General features: G+C 45.0%; 16 protein-coding genes and 1 tRNA gene. 13 read left to right on the top strand and 4 right to left on the bottom strand.

The annotated features are described in order from the left end of the window. The first annotated feature begins 15 nt into the window (after positions 1-15). Both ACFQZI_RS03605 and ACFQZI_RS03600 read left to right on the top strand, forming a co-directional pair. Complete coding sequence (locus ACFQZI_RS03605; RefSeq protein WP_377138512.1) at positions 16-813, top strand: polysaccharide biosynthesis/export family protein; 798 nt, start codon at positions 16-18, stop codon at positions 811-813. Continuing rightward, a complete protein-coding gene (locus tag ACFQZI_RS03600) occupies positions 813-1,019 on the top strand; it encodes a hypothetical protein (RefSeq protein ID WP_377138510.1) in 207 nt (68 codons plus the stop codon). Before ACFQZI_RS03605 ends, ACFQZI_RS03600 begins: the two co-directional genes overlap by 1 nt. Positions 1,020-1,103: 84 nt before the next feature. Here ACFQZI_RS03600 and obgE read toward each other — a convergent pair whose 3' ends face one another. From obgE to ACFQZI_RS03580, 4 genes are all read right to left on the bottom strand, one after another. Further along, complete coding sequence (gene obgE / locus ACFQZI_RS03595; protein WP_377138507.1) at positions 1,104-2,120, bottom strand: GTPase ObgE; 1,017 nt, start codon at positions 2,118-2,120, stop codon at positions 1,104-1,106. A gap of 107 nt (positions 2,121-2,227) precedes the next feature. Beyond that, positions 2,228-2,800 (bottom strand): adenylate kinase, encoded by a 573-nt coding sequence (locus ACFQZI_RS03590; RefSeq protein ID WP_377138504.1) that lies wholly within the window; start codon positions 2,798-2,800, stop codon positions 2,228-2,230. Between the two features lie 55 nt (positions 2,801-2,855). After that, a tRNA-Arg gene (locus ACFQZI_RS03585) sits at positions 2,856-2,929 on the bottom strand. A gap of 102 nt (positions 2,930-3,031) precedes the next feature. Further along, positions 3,032-3,493, bottom strand: coding sequence for a redoxin domain-containing protein (locus tag ACFQZI_RS03580; RefSeq protein WP_377138501.1), 462 nt, complete (start codon positions 3,491-3,493; stop codon positions 3,032-3,034). Positions 3,494-3,737: 244 nt separating this feature from the next. Here ACFQZI_RS03580 and ACFQZI_RS03575 point away from each other — a divergent pair, with 244 nt between their 5' ends. The 11 genes from ACFQZI_RS03575 to ACFQZI_RS03525 all read left to right on the top strand — a co-directional run bounded on the left by ACFQZI_RS03575 (position 3,738) and on the right by ACFQZI_RS03525 (position 15,805). Beyond that, positions 3,738-3,932, top strand: a complete 195-nt coding sequence (locus ACFQZI_RS03575) for a hypothetical protein (protein WP_377138499.1) — start codon at positions 3,738-3,740, stop codon at positions 3,930-3,932. Between the two features lie 101 nt (positions 3,933-4,033). Beyond that, positions 4,034-5,017, top strand: coding sequence for an NAD(P)H-quinone oxidoreductase (locus ACFQZI_RS03570; RefSeq protein WP_377138496.1), 984 nt, complete (start codon positions 4,034-4,036; stop codon positions 5,015-5,017). A gap of 227 nt (positions 5,018-5,244) precedes the next feature. Next, positions 5,245-6,750, top strand: coding sequence for a F0F1 ATP synthase subunit beta (atpD, locus tag ACFQZI_RS03565; protein WP_377138493.1), 1,506 nt, complete (start codon positions 5,245-5,247; stop codon positions 6,748-6,750). A gap of 82 nt (positions 6,751-6,832) precedes the next feature. Continuing rightward, complete coding sequence (gene atpC, locus ACFQZI_RS03560) at positions 6,833-7,087, top strand: ATP synthase F1 subunit epsilon (protein WP_377138490.1); 255 nt, start codon at positions 6,833-6,835, stop codon at positions 7,085-7,087. 361 nt (positions 7,088-7,448) lie between these two features. Beyond that, positions 7,449-9,161, top strand: coding sequence for a dihydroxy-acid dehydratase (gene ilvD / locus ACFQZI_RS03555; RefSeq protein WP_377138487.1), 1,713 nt, complete (start codon positions 7,449-7,451; stop codon positions 9,159-9,161). Between the two features lie 86 nt (positions 9,162-9,247). Beyond that, positions 9,248-10,996 (top strand): biosynthetic-type acetolactate synthase large subunit, encoded by a 1,749-nt coding sequence (ilvB, locus tag ACFQZI_RS03550; RefSeq protein ID WP_377138483.1) that lies wholly within the window; start codon positions 9,248-9,250, stop codon positions 10,994-10,996. A 49-nt stretch (positions 10,997-11,045) separates the two neighbouring features. Continuing rightward, positions 11,046-11,651 (top strand): acetolactate synthase small subunit, encoded by a 606-nt coding sequence (gene ilvN / locus ACFQZI_RS03545; protein WP_377138480.1) that lies wholly within the window; start codon positions 11,046-11,048, stop codon positions 11,649-11,651. Between the two features lie 172 nt (positions 11,652-11,823). Next, positions 11,824-12,882 carry a ketol-acid reductoisomerase gene (gene ilvC, locus ACFQZI_RS03540; RefSeq protein ID WP_377138477.1) on the top strand — a complete coding sequence of 353 codons (1,059 nt, stop codon included), beginning with the start codon at positions 11,824-11,826 and terminating at the stop codon, positions 12,880-12,882. Positions 12,883-12,963: 81 nt separating this feature from the next. Continuing rightward, positions 12,964-14,379, top strand: a complete 1,416-nt coding sequence (gene leuC, locus ACFQZI_RS03535; protein ID WP_377138474.1) for a 3-isopropylmalate dehydratase large subunit — start codon at positions 12,964-12,966, stop codon at positions 14,377-14,379. Then, positions 14,379-14,969, top strand: coding sequence for a 3-isopropylmalate dehydratase small subunit (gene leuD / locus ACFQZI_RS03530; RefSeq protein ID WP_377138471.1), 591 nt, complete (start codon positions 14,379-14,381; stop codon positions 14,967-14,969). The genes leuC and leuD overlap by 1 nt, the downstream gene beginning before the upstream one ends. Before the next feature lie 41 nt (positions 14,970-15,010). Continuing rightward, positions 15,011-15,805, top strand: a complete 795-nt coding sequence (locus ACFQZI_RS03525) for a methyltransferase domain-containing protein (protein ID WP_377138469.1) — start codon at positions 15,011-15,013, stop codon at positions 15,803-15,805. Positions 15,806-15,811: the final 6 nt, after the last annotated feature.

Genomic DNA, 15,811 nt, shown 5'->3' with positions numbered 1-15,811 from the left:
TTTATTAGTAACATTATGCGGCAATTATTTTATATGCGTGCTTTATACTTAATTTATTTTGTTGGTATTATTGTTTTAGGCAGTTCTTGCTCTTACAAACAAAATCAAATACTTTTTGAGAAGAAAGCATCCACTGCCGATACCTCAATATCACAGCCAATGCCAACGGTTAGCTACCGTATACAACCGCAGGATGTGTTACAAATTAGGAACCTGCAAAACATAAAATACATTGTTGATGAATCGCCCGTAGCATCAAATGGCAACTCGGCAAATATGGTTGCGGGCCAGGGCCAAACTTACCAGGTTGAAGAAGACGGCACCGTTGCCTTACCTGCCATAGGGCACGTACAGGTTAGTGGCCTAACACGCACCCAGGCAACAAAATTAATTGAGGACCTGTATCGTAAAACGCTGTTAAAAGACCCCATAATTGAATTGCGTGTTGTTAATTTAAAGGTTACCTTATTAGGCGAGGTAAAATCTCCCGGTAACTTCCCCATAGTAAAAGACAATACTACCCTTGTAGAAATACTTGGGCAGGCAGGCGGCTTAACCACCGGGGCCAACGAAAAAAATATAAAGATAATTAGGGGTAAAGATAAAGACCGCAAAGTGGCTGAAATTGACCTGAGCAACATCAATTCACTATCAGACCCGAGAACGCTTTTACAAAATGGTGATATTATTTACGTTGCTCAAAATAAACGCGCCATACGCGGCGAAAACCTGCAAAGCTTTGATACCTGGATACAACCGGCATTACTGTTATTGAACACAGCACTGATAATTTTTACCCTTAGCAGGCAGTAATGGAAGAGATAGACAAAGTTGTCAAAAAACTACCCAACCAGGAGGTTGACTATTTTAAAATAGGCAAAATTTTGGTAAGCCGCTGGTATTGGATAGCGGGTTCGCTCCTGTTATTTATGTTGGGGTCGTATGTTTATTTGTGGTACACACCTAAAACATACGCTACCTCGGGCACTATGAAGCTCGAAGAAAATATATTGGTATAAGGGCATCTGTGATTCTAAAATCTTTCCCGGACTATAAGGGCTTTTCGCTTAAGGAGCTTAGCGATAATTACGTGCTTTATTTTGCTACTGAGGCCCGGTAACGTCTTTATTAATTTCTTTCCAAAGCAGGTCCTTCAGTTCCGTAATATTCTTTTGAGCAACTGAGGATATAAATACGTAAGGTACATCCTTAGGCACTTCCTTCTCCATTTCCTGCTGCAACTCTTCATCAAGCATATCAGATTTGGTTATAGCCAATACCCTTGGCTTGTGCATCAACTCGGAGTTATATTCGTTAAGCTCTCTTAACAGGATGTCGTATTCTTCTTTAATGGTGCGGTTAGTATCAGCAGGTACCATAAATAACAGTACCGAGTTACGCTCTATATGGCGCAGGAAACGGATACCAAGCCCCTTGCCCTGTGACGCACCCTCTATAATACCCGGTATATCGGCCATAACAAACGATCTGTTGTTGCGGTAGCCAACTATACCCAAATTAGGCACAAGTGTAGTAAAGGCGTAATCAGCTATCTCCGGCTTGGCGGCAGATACCACCGAAAGTAAGGTTGATTTGCCAGCGTTAGGGAACCCTACCAAACCAACATCGGCAAGTAGTTTTAGCTCGAGTATATTCCATTCTTCCTCACCATCTTCCCCGGGCTGGGCAAAGCGCGGGGTTTGCTGCGTTGAAGTTTTAAAGTGCCAGTTACCTAAGCCACCCCGGCCACCCTTAGCTAAAATTTTGGTTTCGCCATCGGCGTTTATTTCAAATAGCACTTCACCTGTTTCGGCGTTTTTGGCTATAGTGCCTAAGGGTACTTCCAATATCTCATCGCGGCCGGTTTTACCGGTACGTAATGAGCTACCGCCCGAATCTCCATCACCGGCGATAACATGTTTACGAAATTTAAGGTGAAGCAGCGTCCATAATTGCGCGTTTCCTTTTACAATAACGTGCCCGCCACGGCCGCCATCGCCCCCATCCGGGCCGCCCTTTGAAGTTAAAATATCGCGGTGCAGGTGCGACGAACCGGCACCGCCATGTCCCGAACGGCAGCATATTTTTACGTAATCAACAAAATTTGAGCCTTGAGACATAGTTTTATTTTTAAGTCGGAAAGTTTTTTAGACGGAAAGTCCGAAAGACAGCAAGCGCGATTACTTTACTGACTTTCGGACTTTCCCGACTTTCGGACGATAATTAATTAATAGGCTTCAATAACCGAGTTTATAGAAGCGAAGATCTCATCTATAGAACCGATACCATTAATGCTTTTAAATTTATCCTGTTTTTTATAAAAGCCTGCAACGGGTGCAGTCTTATCATTATATTCTTTAATACGCTTGCGTATCACTTCGGGGTTAGCATCATCTGCCCTGCCAGATGTTTCTCCGCGTTTTAATAAACGTTGCTCTAATTCGCTATCTGTAACTTCCAAAGCTATCATGCCGGATATGGCCGATCCTTTAGATTCAAGCAGGTTATCTAAAGCCTCGGCCTGAGCAACCGTGCGTGGAAAACCGTCAAAAATAAAGCCCCTTGCATCTTTGTTTGCATCAAGCTTATTACTGATCATACCTATCACAACCTCATCCGGCACCAGGGAACCTTCATCCATCAGTTTTTTTGCTTCGATCCCCAGCTTTGTGCCTTGTGAAATTTCGCCACGCAGCAAGTCGCCTGTTGAAAGGTGAATTAAGCCAAATTTTTCGATAAGATTTTGTGATTGGGTACCCTTCCCGGCACCGGGCGGACCAAACAGAACTAAGTTAAGCATCCCTTGCGATTAAAGTTAAAAGCCTTTCCGTTGTTTACAGAAAGGCTTAAATGTGTGCACTTGTAGGGATTCGAACCCCAAACCTTCTCATCCGTAGTGAGATGCTCTATCCAATTGAGCTACAAATGCGTTTTTATGATGTAAAGCTGCTATCACTAACCGATAACCGCCCCGTTTTTAACGGACTGCAAAAATAGGATTTTCTGCATCCATTGCAAACTTTTTTAAAAATTACTTTACTTTTTCGGCAATTGCCTCAAAATTTGGCAGGTCGCCGGCGTTTTCCAGCACCTCTGCATATATCACATTTTGCTCCTCATCAATCACAAAGGCAGCACGTTGCGATACCCCTTTCATACCAAAAGCAAACTCGGCATACAAAGCTCCGTAAGCCGCAGATACTTCTTTGTTAAAATCGGAAAGCAGCGGAAACTGGTACGCGTTCTCTTCTTTAAACTTAGCCAACGTAAATGGCGAATCGACAGAGATACCTAAAATTTGCGCATTCAAGCCATCATAATAACCAAAGCTATCGCGCATGGTGCAAAGCTGCGTAGTGCAAACACCTGTAAAAGCTAACGGGAAGAAATGGATAACTACCTTTTTACCCTTAAAGTCGGTTAACGAAACTTCTTTAAGATCTGACGAGGTTAATGTAAACTGCGGTGCGGCCTGTCCTGTTTGTATTGGCATAATAATATGTGTTTAGTATCACTGCAAACTTATAATAATCAAAGCATTTACCATAACGCCTGTTCATTTTAAAATACTTTCGCAGGTATTACTTTTAATTAATAAATTTATATCAACAGGTAATACAATCCGCTTCCCCTAAGCGAAAATTAAACAAATACCAATAAACATACATCTCAAAATATGTTAGCCTATATTGCCGGGGCGTGATTACGGCATCATTTTTAAATTATACCTTAAAATTATGTCGAAATTTGTTAAACTGAACAGAAAGGAAATGAAGAATGTTAGAGGCGGTGGTTATACCCCTGTAAGATGCAATGCGGGCGGCCGTTGCTTTAGCGGCGATTGGGAAGGCGTTTGCGTAGGCGAAGGCAAATATTGCACTTGTCAGGGCAGCGGCATCCCGGAAAATTATATAGGCGGTTGCGCTTATTAACTACTTGCAAGCCGCATCATTTAAAGGTGCGGCTTTTTGTTGAATTTGATGATGGATCGCGGTCATCGGCAAAAACATAACATGTAACAATTGGTTTTTTTATGATGAAAGCCATTGTTATAACCCAACCGGGAGGCCCCGAAGTTTTAAAAATTGAGGAAAGGCCAATTCCCGCTTATGCTGCCACCGATGTGCTTATTAAAGTTATGGCGGCAGGCATTAACCGGCCCGATGTGGCGCAGCGTAAAGGGAATTATCCGCCGCCTGCCGGTGCGCCAGCAGATGTCCCGGGTTTGGAAGTAGCCGGCATTATTGCCGAAGTTGGCGCCGATGTTGCCCGTTGGCGGGTTGGCGATAAAGTTTGCGCGCTGGTAACCGGCGGCGGCTATGCGGAATATTGCCCCGCACCAGAAGGCCAATGCCTCCCTATGCCAGAAAACTTTTCATTCGCCGAAGCGGCATCATTACCCGAAACATTCTTTACCGTATGGAGCAATGTGTTTGATCGTGGGCGGTTGCAAGCCGGCGAGAGCCTGTTGGTGCATGGCGGAAGCAGCGGCATTGGCGTTGCAGCCATACAAATGACAACCGCGTTGGGCAGTAAGGTTTATGTAACCGCAGGCAGTGATGAAAAATGCAGATTTTGTGAAGAACTCGGCGCGGAAAGAGCGATTAATTATAATAACCAGGATTTTGGCGAAGAAATAGCAAAACTAACCGATGGCAAAGGCGTAGACGTAATACTGGATATGATTGGCGGCAGCTACACCGGCCCAAACATAAAAAGCCTTGCTAATGACGGTCGGTTGGTATTTATCAATATCATGAAAGGGAAAAGTGCAGAGATAGACATTGCCGAAGTAATGCGTAAACGCATTTACATTACCGGTTCAATGCTGCGCCCAAGGGATGTGGCTTTTAAAAGCGCTATCGCTCAAAACCTCCAAACCCACATCTGGCCCTTACTGGCATCCGGAAAAATAACACCTGTGGTATACAGAATTTACCCTGTTGCAGAAGCCTCCAAGGCTCACCAGTTAATGGAAACAAGCCGGCACATGGGCAAAATAGTGCTGGAATTTTGACCAGTAGCAATAACCTGTGATTAGTTAACTCGCTTTAATTATAATTATTTAGAAAAAAAACTGTCTTATTTTAGCCTGGTAACCATAAAGTGATTTTTGGTTTAAAAAACCTCCTCAAGCTATTTTAATATTTGGCAATAAACCTTAACTTTGCGCCTCTGAAATAGTATCGTTTTTTAAAGAAGGTATCTGTTTCATTGTAAATTATTTAAAACACCAGGTTATATATGCCAAACATTGGAAAAATATCAAGGATCATCGGTCCGGTAGTTGACGTAAGTTTCGCTGATGATGCACATCTTCCTAAGATCTACGATGCGCTTGAGATCACGAAAGACAACGGACAAAAAATTGTTTTAGAAGTTCAGCAACACTTAGGTGAAGACCGTGTGCGTGCAATCGCGATGGACTCTACCGACGGTTTACTACGCGGGATGAAGGTTTTAGATACCGAGGCTGCTATTAAGATGCCTGTTGGTGAAGCCATTAAAGGCCGCGTATTTAACGTAGTTGGTGATGCAATTGATGGTATTGCCGATTTGGATAAAACCGCCGGTCGCCCAATTCACGCAACCCCTCCGCGTTTTGAGGACTTATCTACCGAAACTGAAGCCCTGTTTACAGGTATTAAAGTTATCGACTTGTTAGAACCTTACGTAAAAGGTGGTAAAATTGGTTTGTTTGGTGGTGCCGGTGTTGGTAAAACAGTATTGATCCAGGAACTGATCAACAACATCGCGAAAGCTTATGCAGGTTTATCTGTATTTGCTGGTGTAGGTGAGCGTACCCGCGAAGGTAACGACTTACTGCGCGAGATGCTTGAATCGGGCATTATAAAATACGGCGATGCATTTATGCATTCAATGGAAGCCGGTGGTTGGGACCTTTCAACTATCGATCCTGAAGCCTTAAAAGAATCAAAAGCAACATTCGTATTCGGCCAAATGAACGAGCCTCCGGGTGCACGTGCACGTGTGGCGCTTTCTGGTCTTACCCTTGCAGAGTATTTCCGCGATGGTGACGAAGAAGGCAAAGGCCGCGATATATTATTCTTTATTGACAACATCTTCCGCTTTACGCAGGCAGGTTCTGAGGTATCGGCACTATTGGGCCGTATGCCATCAGCGGTAGGTTACCAGCCAACACTGGCTACCGAGATGGGTACCATGCAAGAGCGCATCACGTCAACAAAACGTGGTTCAATTACATCTGTACAGGCCGTTTACGTACCTGCGGATGACTTAACTGACCCTGCACCGGCAACAACATTTGCCCACTTAGATGCAACAACTGTACTTTCACGTAAAATTGCCGAGCTTGGTATTTACCCTGCGGTGGATCCTTTGGATTCTACTTCGCGTATCCTTAGTGCAGCAGTTTTAGGCGACGAGCACTATAATACAGCTCAGCGTGTTAAAGAGATCTTACAACGTTATAAAGAACTTCAGGATATCATCGCCATTTTAGGTATGGATGAGCTTTCTGAAGAAGATAAATTGGTTGTATCTCGCGCACGCCGTGTACAGCGTTTCTTATCACAGCCATTCTTTGTTGCTGAGCAATTCACCGGCTTAAAAGGTGTGTTGGTTGACATTAAAGATACCATCAAAGGTTTCAACATGATCATGGATGGTGAAGTTGATGAGTACCCCGAGGCAGCATTTAACCTTGTAGGCAGCATTGAAGACGCTATTGAAAAAGGTAAAAAATTATTAGCAGAAGCTAATAACTAATAGAAACAAGACATAAGAGTCAAGAATCAAGAACTTAGAGAAATCTTAAATCCTGATTCTTAACTCTTGAATCTAACAACAGATGACATTAGAAATTCTTACCCCTGATAAAAAAGTTTACGAAGGCGAGGCTACCTCGGTAACCTTACCCGGTACGTTAGGATTTTTAGAGATCTTGAATAACCACGCCCCTATCATTTCTACTTTAAACGATGGCAAACTAACCATTCGCGGTGCCGCAGGTACTAAAGAGGAAGTGTTTTTTATACAGGGTGGTGTGGTAGAAGCCTTAAACAACAAGGTTACCGTATTAGCTGAGGGTATTACCCACAAGTAGAACTTTTTATACTGATAAATGAAAAGTCCGGTCAGTAATGGCCGGACTTTTTTTATTTAATTTTTTGAGCTTAGCACCCATTTTACGCCGAATTTCAACAACTTACTATGCATGCATAAAAAACATACCGAATACCGTTTTAAACTTTGGTATAATTTAATAAAAATATAATTCTTTAATTATATATATTTGTAATATATAATTTTATTTTTTGATAAATAATAGAATTATGTACTTATTTCAAATTTATTTTTAAAGCCTTGCTATTCCATAAGGCTATATCTAACTTACAAAAACGCAATGGAACCTAAATAGGCAAATGCTTTTTTAGGCCAATTTGTAACCAAAACGCTTAACAAAAATGAGTTCATCATCAGATACTACAAACGCTGTAGAGATAAATAAGTACAGTAAAACCTTTACCCAGGACGAGACCCAACCTGCGGCAAAAGCCATGCTATATGGTATAGGGCTTACCGATGATGACATGCAAAAAGCACAGATTGGTGTTGCCAGCATGGGTTACGATGGTAACACCTGTAACATGCACCTGAACGACCTGGCTAAACTGGTTAAACAAGGCATTTGGGATGAGGATATGGTAGGCCTTATCTTCCACACCATTGGTGTGAGCGATGGCATGAGCAACGGTACCGAAGGTATGCGCTACTCGCTGATGAGCCGCGATATCATAGCAGATTCTATTGAAGCGGTAACCGGCGCGCAATACTACGATGGATTAATAACCCTGCCCGGTTGCGATAAAAACATGCCGGGTTCTGTTATGGCAATGGGCCGTTTAAACCGCCCCTCTATAATGGTATATGGCGGTACTATAAAACCAGGCCATTACAAAGGCGAAGACCTTAACATCGTTTCGGCTTTTGAAGCCTTAGGTAAAAAAATAGCGGGGCAGATCACTCCCGAAGATTTTATCGGCGTAATAAAAAATGCCTGCCCAAGCGCGGGTGCTTGTGGTGGTATCTACACAGCAAACACCATGGCCGCTGCTATTGAGGCTTTGGGTATGAGTTTGCCTTATTCCTCTTCAAACCCAGCTTTAAGCGACGATAAAAAAGCGGAGTGCTTGGCAGCCGGTAAAGCAATAAAGATATTATTAGAAAAAGACATTAAACCATCCGACATCATGACCCGTGCGGCATTCGAGAACGCTATAGTGGTTATTATGGTTTTGGGTGGTTCTACCAACGCGGTGCTACACTTAATTGCCATGGCCAAAAGCGTTGGCGTAAAAGTTACACAGGACGATTTTCAAACCGTGAGTAACCGCATCCCTGTACTGGCAGATATGAAGCCGAGCGGTAAGTACATGATGGAAGACCTGCACAACATTGGCGGCGTGCCTGCGGTAATGAAATACTGCCTGGCACAAGGCTGGCTTGATGGCAGCTGCTTAACAGTAACCGGTAAAACCCTTGCAGAGAACCTTGCCTATGTACCTGAATTAGAATTTGAAGAGCAAAAAATAATATTCCCCGCCGAAAACCCTATCAAGGCTACTGGCCACTTACAGATCCTTTACGGGAACCTTGCCGAAGGCGGCAGCGTTGCCAAGATCACCGGTAAGGAAGGTACCAGCTTTGAAGGCCCTGCCCGCGTTTTTGATGGAGAATTTGAGCTCATTCACGGCATCCAGAGCGGTTTTGTTAAAAAAGGCGATGTGGTGGTTATCCGTAACGTAGGCCCTAAAGGGGCGCCTGGTATGCCCGAAATGCTTAAACCAACCTCAGCCATTTTTGGCGCAGGGCTGGGCAGTTCGGTAGCATTAATTACTGATGGCCGGTTTAGCGGAGGTACACACGGTTTTGTTGTAGGCCACATTACACCCGAAGCTTACGATGGTGGCGGTATAGCCTTTGTAAAAGATGAGGACAGGATCTTCATCGATGCTATCAATCGCACCATCAATGTATTGATAAGCGACGAAGAGCTTGCAGCGCGCAAAGCAGCATGGGTAAAACCGGCGCTAAAAGTTAGCAAAGGTCTTTTATACCGCTACGCCAAAACGGTAAGTAATGCCGCCGAAGGTTGCGTAACAGATGAAATGGAATAGTCTGAGTCAGAATTTCAGAATTAAAGAAATAAGAATAATAAAACAAATCGGTGCAATCTTAAAATCATCGGTGCAATCAAAATAATATGGAAACAATCACACAGCAAATCGGAGAAATCACAGAGGAATCGGTGAAATCACCTGCGGTAGAACTATCAGGATCGGAAGCATTACTTGAAGCCCTGATCGTGGAAGGTGTTGACACTATTTTTGGTTACCCCGGCGGCGCTATCATGCCAATTTATGATGCACTTTACGATTACAGTGATAAGCTAACCCACATCCTTGTTCGCCACGAGCAGGGCGGCATCCATGCCGGTCAGGGTTATGCGCGTACATCCGGTAAGGTGGGTGTTGTTTTCGCTACCAGTGGTCCCGGGGCTACCAACTTGGTAACCGGTTTGGCCGATGCGCAGATAGACAGCACGCCTTTGGTATGCATCACCGGCCAGGTTTTCGCGCATCTTTTGGGTACCGATGCTTTCCAGGAAACAGACGTGATCAACATCACCACCCCTGTTACCAAATGGAACTACCAGGTTACTGATGCTACCGAGATTCCCGAGGTTATTGCCAAAGCTTTTTACATAGCCAAAAGCGGCAGGCCGGGCCCAGTTTTGATAGATATTACCAAGAACGCTCAGATTCAGAAATTTGATTTTGAAGGATACGTAAAATGTAACCATATCCGCAGCTATAGGCCCAAACCTATCGTACGCCCCCAGTATATTCAGGAAGCTGCCGAGTTAATCAACTCCGCCAAAAAACCATTCATCATTTGGGGCCAGGGTGTAATATTGGGCGCTGCTGAGCAAGAGTTTAGAGCCTTTGTGGAAAAAAGCGGTATCCCCGCTGCATGGACCGTTCTTGGTGCAGGCGCCATTCCTACCGATCACCCGCTTAACGTGGGTATGCTGGGCATGCACGGTAACTACGGGCCAAACGTTTTGACCAACGAGTGCGACGTGCTTATCGCCATAGGCATGCGCTTTGACGACCGCGTAACCGGCCGACTTGATAAATACGCCAAACAGGCCAAGATTATTCACCTGGATATTGACCCTGCAGAGATTGACAAAAACGTAAAATCTACCGTGCCGGTTTGGGGCGACTGTAAAGAGACCATTCCGACGTTAACGGCCCTAATAGAAGAGAAAAAGCATACCGACTGGCACGATAAGTTTAAAGACTACACCCGCCAGGAAGTTGAGCAGGTAATACACGACGAGCTAAACCCGACTACGGACGAAATGACCATGGGCGAGGTTATCAAACAACTGAATGAGATAACCAAAGGAGAGGCTGTTATTGTGACCGACGTTGGCCAGCACCAAATGGTAGCCTGCCGTTATGCGCAATTCAATAATACCCGCAGTAACGTTACCAGCGGTGGTCTGGGTACTATGGGCTTTGCCCTGCCGGCAGCTATTGGCGCTAAGTTTGGCGCGCAAAACCGCACAGTGGTTGCCATTATTGGCGATGGTGGTTTCCAGATGACCTGCCAGGAATTGGGTACCGTAATGCAAAGCGGCATCGATGTAAAGATCATCATCCTTAATAACCGTTTCCTGGGCATGGTGCGCCAGTGGCAGGAACTGTTCAACCAACGCCGCTATTCGTTTGTGGATATCGAAAGTCCGGACTTTGTGGCACTGGCTGCTGCATACCGCATTCCCGGTAAATCCATCAGCGACCGCAGCGACCTGTCATCAGCATTAAATGAAATGTTGAGCAACCCCGGCTCGTTCCTTTTAGAAGTAATGGTAACCAAGGAGAACAACGTGTTCCCCATGGTACCGCAAGGTTGCAGTGTAAGCGAGATCAGGTTAAAGTAATATGCCTCACCCAACCTCTCCAAAGGAGAGGAGTTAAAGTACAAACAACATGGAAAATCAGGATAACGCCAAGCAGGAATTTAATATAACGGTTTACACCGAGAACCAGATAGGTTTGCTTAACCGTATCGCCATCATATTCACACGTCGTAAGATCAATATCGATAGTCTTAACACTTCTCCATCCGAGATTGAGAGTATCCACCGTTTCAATATCGTGATAACCGAATCTGAAGAGGTAGTGCGCAAGCTTACCCGCCAGATAGAGAAACAGGTGGAAGTACTAAAGGTGTATTACCATACCAATGCCGATGTTATTTGGCAGGAACTGGCCTTATACAAGGTATCTACCGATGTTATTGCCGAGCGTGTTAGCGTAGAGCGTTTACTGCGCGAAAATGGTGCGCGTGTAGTGGTTTTACGTAAGGACTACACCGTGTTTGAAACCACCGGCCACCGCGAGGAAACTGACAACCTGATCAGCATACTACAACCTTACGGACTGATAGAATTTGTACGCAGCGCACGTGTTGCTATCATTAAAGATAGCGAAGGCTTTAACAGCAAACTCCGCGAATTTGAAAGGCTTGAACCGGGAGAGGACGTTATAGAAAACGAATACCTTAACCAGGGGCAAAAAGTGTTTACGATGTAAATGTTAGAGATTGGAGAATAGTGAGTAGAGATTAGTTATTAATCGGCGAAATCTCTTGATAGCTATCGTACCAGTCTGCAAATCAAAAAGTAAATTATAAATCACAATAAAAGAACCAATCGGTGAAATCATCTTAAATCGGTGAAATCCCCAAAAATCAAAAATCAAAACAATGGCAAAACTAAATTTCGGCGGTACTGAAGAGAATGTAGTAACCCGCGAAGAGTTCCCTTTAGCAAAAGCTCAGGACGTATTAAAAGATGAAGTTGTAGCGGTAATTGGCTATGGTGTTCAGGGTCCGGGCCAGGCGCTCAATCAAAAAGACAATGGCATTAACGTAATTGTTGGCCAGCGTAAAGGCACAAAAACATGGGATAAAGCTATCGCTGATGGCTTTGTACCCGGCGAAACCCTTTTTGAAATTGAAGAAGCCCTTGAAAGAGGAACCGTTATTTGTTATTTGTTAAGCGATGCCGCGCAGATAGCTTTATGGCCAACTGTTAAAAAACACCTAACCCCCGGTAAAGCACTTTATTTCTCGCATGGTTTTGGTATCACCTTTAACGAGCAAACCGGTATCATCCCTCCTGCTGATGTGGATGTATTTTTGGTTGCACCAAAAGGTTCGGGCACATCGTTACGCCGTATGTTCCTGCAAGGCCGCGGCTTAAACTCAAGCTACGCTATTTTCCAGGATGCTACTGGTAAAGCCTTTGAGCGTGTTATCGCTTTAGGTATCGCCGTTGGTAGCGGTTACCTTTTCGAAACCGATTTCAAAAAAGAAGTATACAGCGATTTAACAGGCGAGCGTGGTACGCTAATGGGTTGTATACAGGGTATCTTCGCTGCACAATACGAAGTGTTACGCAGCAACGGCCACTCACCTTCAGAGTCGTTTAACGAAACTGTTGAGGAGCTTACCCAATCGTTAATGCCATTGGTTGCAGAGAACGGTATGGACTGGATGTACGCCAACTGTTCAACTACTGCTCAACGCGGCGCATTGGACTGGTGGAAGAAATTCCGCGACGCTACCAAACCGGTATTCGAAGATCTTTATAAAAGCGTTTCAACCGGGGTTGAATCACAAAAATCGATCGACAGCAACAGTAAAGAAGATTACCGCGAGAAACTGGATGCCGAATTAAAAGAATTACGCGACAGCGAACTTTGGCAGGCAGGCAAAACTGTACGCAGTTTACGCCCCGAAAACCAGGCTGTAGAAGCATAATATAAGTCTTGAGTCGTAAGTCGTTAGTAGAAAGTCTGCTGATGACTTACGACTTAAAACTTGAGACTAAAGACTTAAAAAATGGGACAAACATTATTTGACAAGATCTGGGATGCACACGTCGTCAGTAGCGCTGAAGGCTTCCCGGATATTTTGTACATCGACACACATTTTATTCATGAGGTAACCAGCCCGCAGGCATTTGATGGTTTGCGCCAACGTGGTTTACCTGTTTTCAGGCCGCAACAAACCGTTGCCACGGCCGACCACAACGTCCCCACCTGGGACCAGCACCTCCCCATTAAAGAAGAACTTTCCCGATACCAGGTTGATATGCTCACCAAAAACTGCGCGGAGTTCGGTATTGAACTTTACGGTTTGGGGCATCCTTTCCAGGGTATCGTCCACGTTATAGGCCCCGAGCTTGGCATCACCCGTCCCGGCGGCACCTACGTTTGCGGCGACAGCCATACATCAACCCATGGCGCTTTTGGCGCTATCGCGTTCGGTATAGGCACCTCGCAGGTAGAGCAGGTTTTGGCTACCCAATGTTTACTGCAATCTCGCCCTAAGCGCATGAAAATTGAGGTAAACGGCCAATTGCAAAAAGGCGTAGGTGCAAAGGACATCATCCTCTACATCATTTCGCAGATTTCGGCCGCAGGCGGTACGGGTTATGCGGTTGAATATGCCGGTGATACCATCCGAGGTTTAAGTATGGAAGGCCGCATGACCATATGTAACATGAGCATCGAAATGGGTGCCCGTTGCGGATTGATAGCGCCAGACGAAACGACCATCAACTACGTTAAAGGCCGCGAATTTGCACCAAAAGGCGAAGATTGGGACAAGGCTGTAGCTTACTGGCAAACGCTGTACTCTGACGACGATGCTGCTTTTGACAGCGTGCTAAGCTTTAATGCTGAAGACATTGAGCCGATGATAACCTACGGTACCAACCCCGGTATGGGCATCGGCGTTACGCAACACGTTCCCGAGACTTCTTCTTTCGAACAAAAAGAACAAGGCTCATACAAAAAAGCCCTTGATTATATGGGTCTCCAGGACGATCAGCAATTGTTGGGCAAGCCTATCGATTACGTTTTCATTGGTAGCTGTACCAACAGCCGCATTGAAGACCTGCGTGAGGTTGCCCAGTTTGTAAAAGGGAAACACAAGGCTGAAAATGTAACGGTTTGGGTTGTCCCAGGATCGAAACAAGTACAGGAACAAGCCATCCGCGAAGGTTTGGATAAGATCTTCGACGCGGCAGGTTTCCCCCTACGCGAGCCAGGTTGCAGCGCATGTTTAGGCATGAACGAAGACAAGATCCCCGCAGGTAAATACTGTGTATCTACTTCTAACAGGAACTTCGAGGGCAGACAGGGGCCAAACTCACGCACGTTTCTTGCCAGCCCGCTAACAGCAGCGGCAAGTGCCATAACGGGGGTGGTAACTGATATCCGTACATTTCTTAATAAGGAGGAATTAGTGTAATGGCAACTAAAATATTCAAACACATACAAACCAGCGTGGTACCCTTGCCTATCGAGAACATCGATACGGACCAGATTATCCCTGCACGTTTTTTAAAGGCCACCACCCGCGAGGGTTTTGGCAATAACCTGTTTCGCGACTGGCGTTTTGATAACGACGGCAATCCAAAAACAGATTTTGTACTTAACGAACCGAAATACAGCGGCAAGATCCTGGTTGCGGGTAAAAATTTTGGTTGTGGCAGTAGCCGCGAGCATGCTGCCTGGGCCATTGCCGACTATGGTTTCGATGCCGTGGTAAGCAGTTTCTTTGCCGATATTTTTAAGGGGAACGCGCTGAACAACGGTTTGCTTCCGGTACAGGTAAGCGAGGAATTCCTGAAGAAAATTTTCGACGCTGTCGACGCTGATCACACAGCGGAAGTGGAAATAGACCTGGTAGACCAATTTATCAAAATTGTTAAAACCGGCGAGCAGGAAAGCTTTGAGGTTAACCCCTACAAAAAAGCCTGCATGACCAACGGCTATGATGATATCGATTATATCCTTAGTCAAAAAAATAAGATAGAAGAATTTGAAGTTGCAAGATAGTCGCGGTTGCAAGACCAATGAATTATTGAACAAGTGAACAAATGAACCAACAAAAAGAGATAAAACGCGAAGGCAAAGGCACCGCAAAGCTGTTTGATGAGCGCAGCCTTGAGGCCGACTATGCCACACTCCCGCCCCTGCTTAAAGATGGCTGGCGCGTGCTGGATATCGGTTGCGGAACCGGCGCTATCTCTAAGGACATTGCAAAACTGATTGGGCCAACGGGACAAGTAACCGGCATTGATAACACGGCTTACTTTATCGAGAGCGGTAAAGAAACCTATGCTGGTGTTACCAATCTGGAACTTATAAATGCGGACCTGTTCACTTATGAACCAACAGAAAAATTCGACCTGATAGTAGCCGCGCGGGTGTTGCAATGGTTAAGCAACCCGCAGGAAGCTGTGGCGAAACTGAAAAGCATGTTGAAGCCGGGTGGCATATTATCGGTACTCGATTATAACCATGAAGCATTAGAATGGCAGCCGGAACCACCCGCAAGTATGCGCAAGTTTTACGCTACGTTTTTAAGGTGGCGCGGCGATGCAGGCATGAACAACCATATCTCGGAAGATCTGCCCGGTTACTTTACTGAAGCCGGCTTAGTAAATATTGAGGTGCTTGAGGCTAATGAGGCTTACAAAAAAGGGAACGAAAATTTTGAACACAAAGTTGGCATCTGGTCGTCGGTTGCACAGATGACCCAGATCGTTGAAGAAGGCTACATTGACGACGCTGATCGCCTGCAGGCTATTGAAGATTATAATATATGGATTAAAAGCGACGCGCAACTGATGGTTATGAAGCTAAAAGAAGTGCGCGGGACTAACGCATAAATAATA

The sequence above is a fragment of the Mucilaginibacter lutimaris genome, assembly GCF_042676625.1.
Taxonomy (GTDB): domain Bacteria; phylum Bacteroidota; class Bacteroidia; order Sphingobacteriales; family Sphingobacteriaceae; genus Mucilaginibacter; species Mucilaginibacter lutimaris.
Note: the sequence above shows the minus strand (reverse complement) of the source record. Positions and strands in the feature narration are given on the sequence as shown.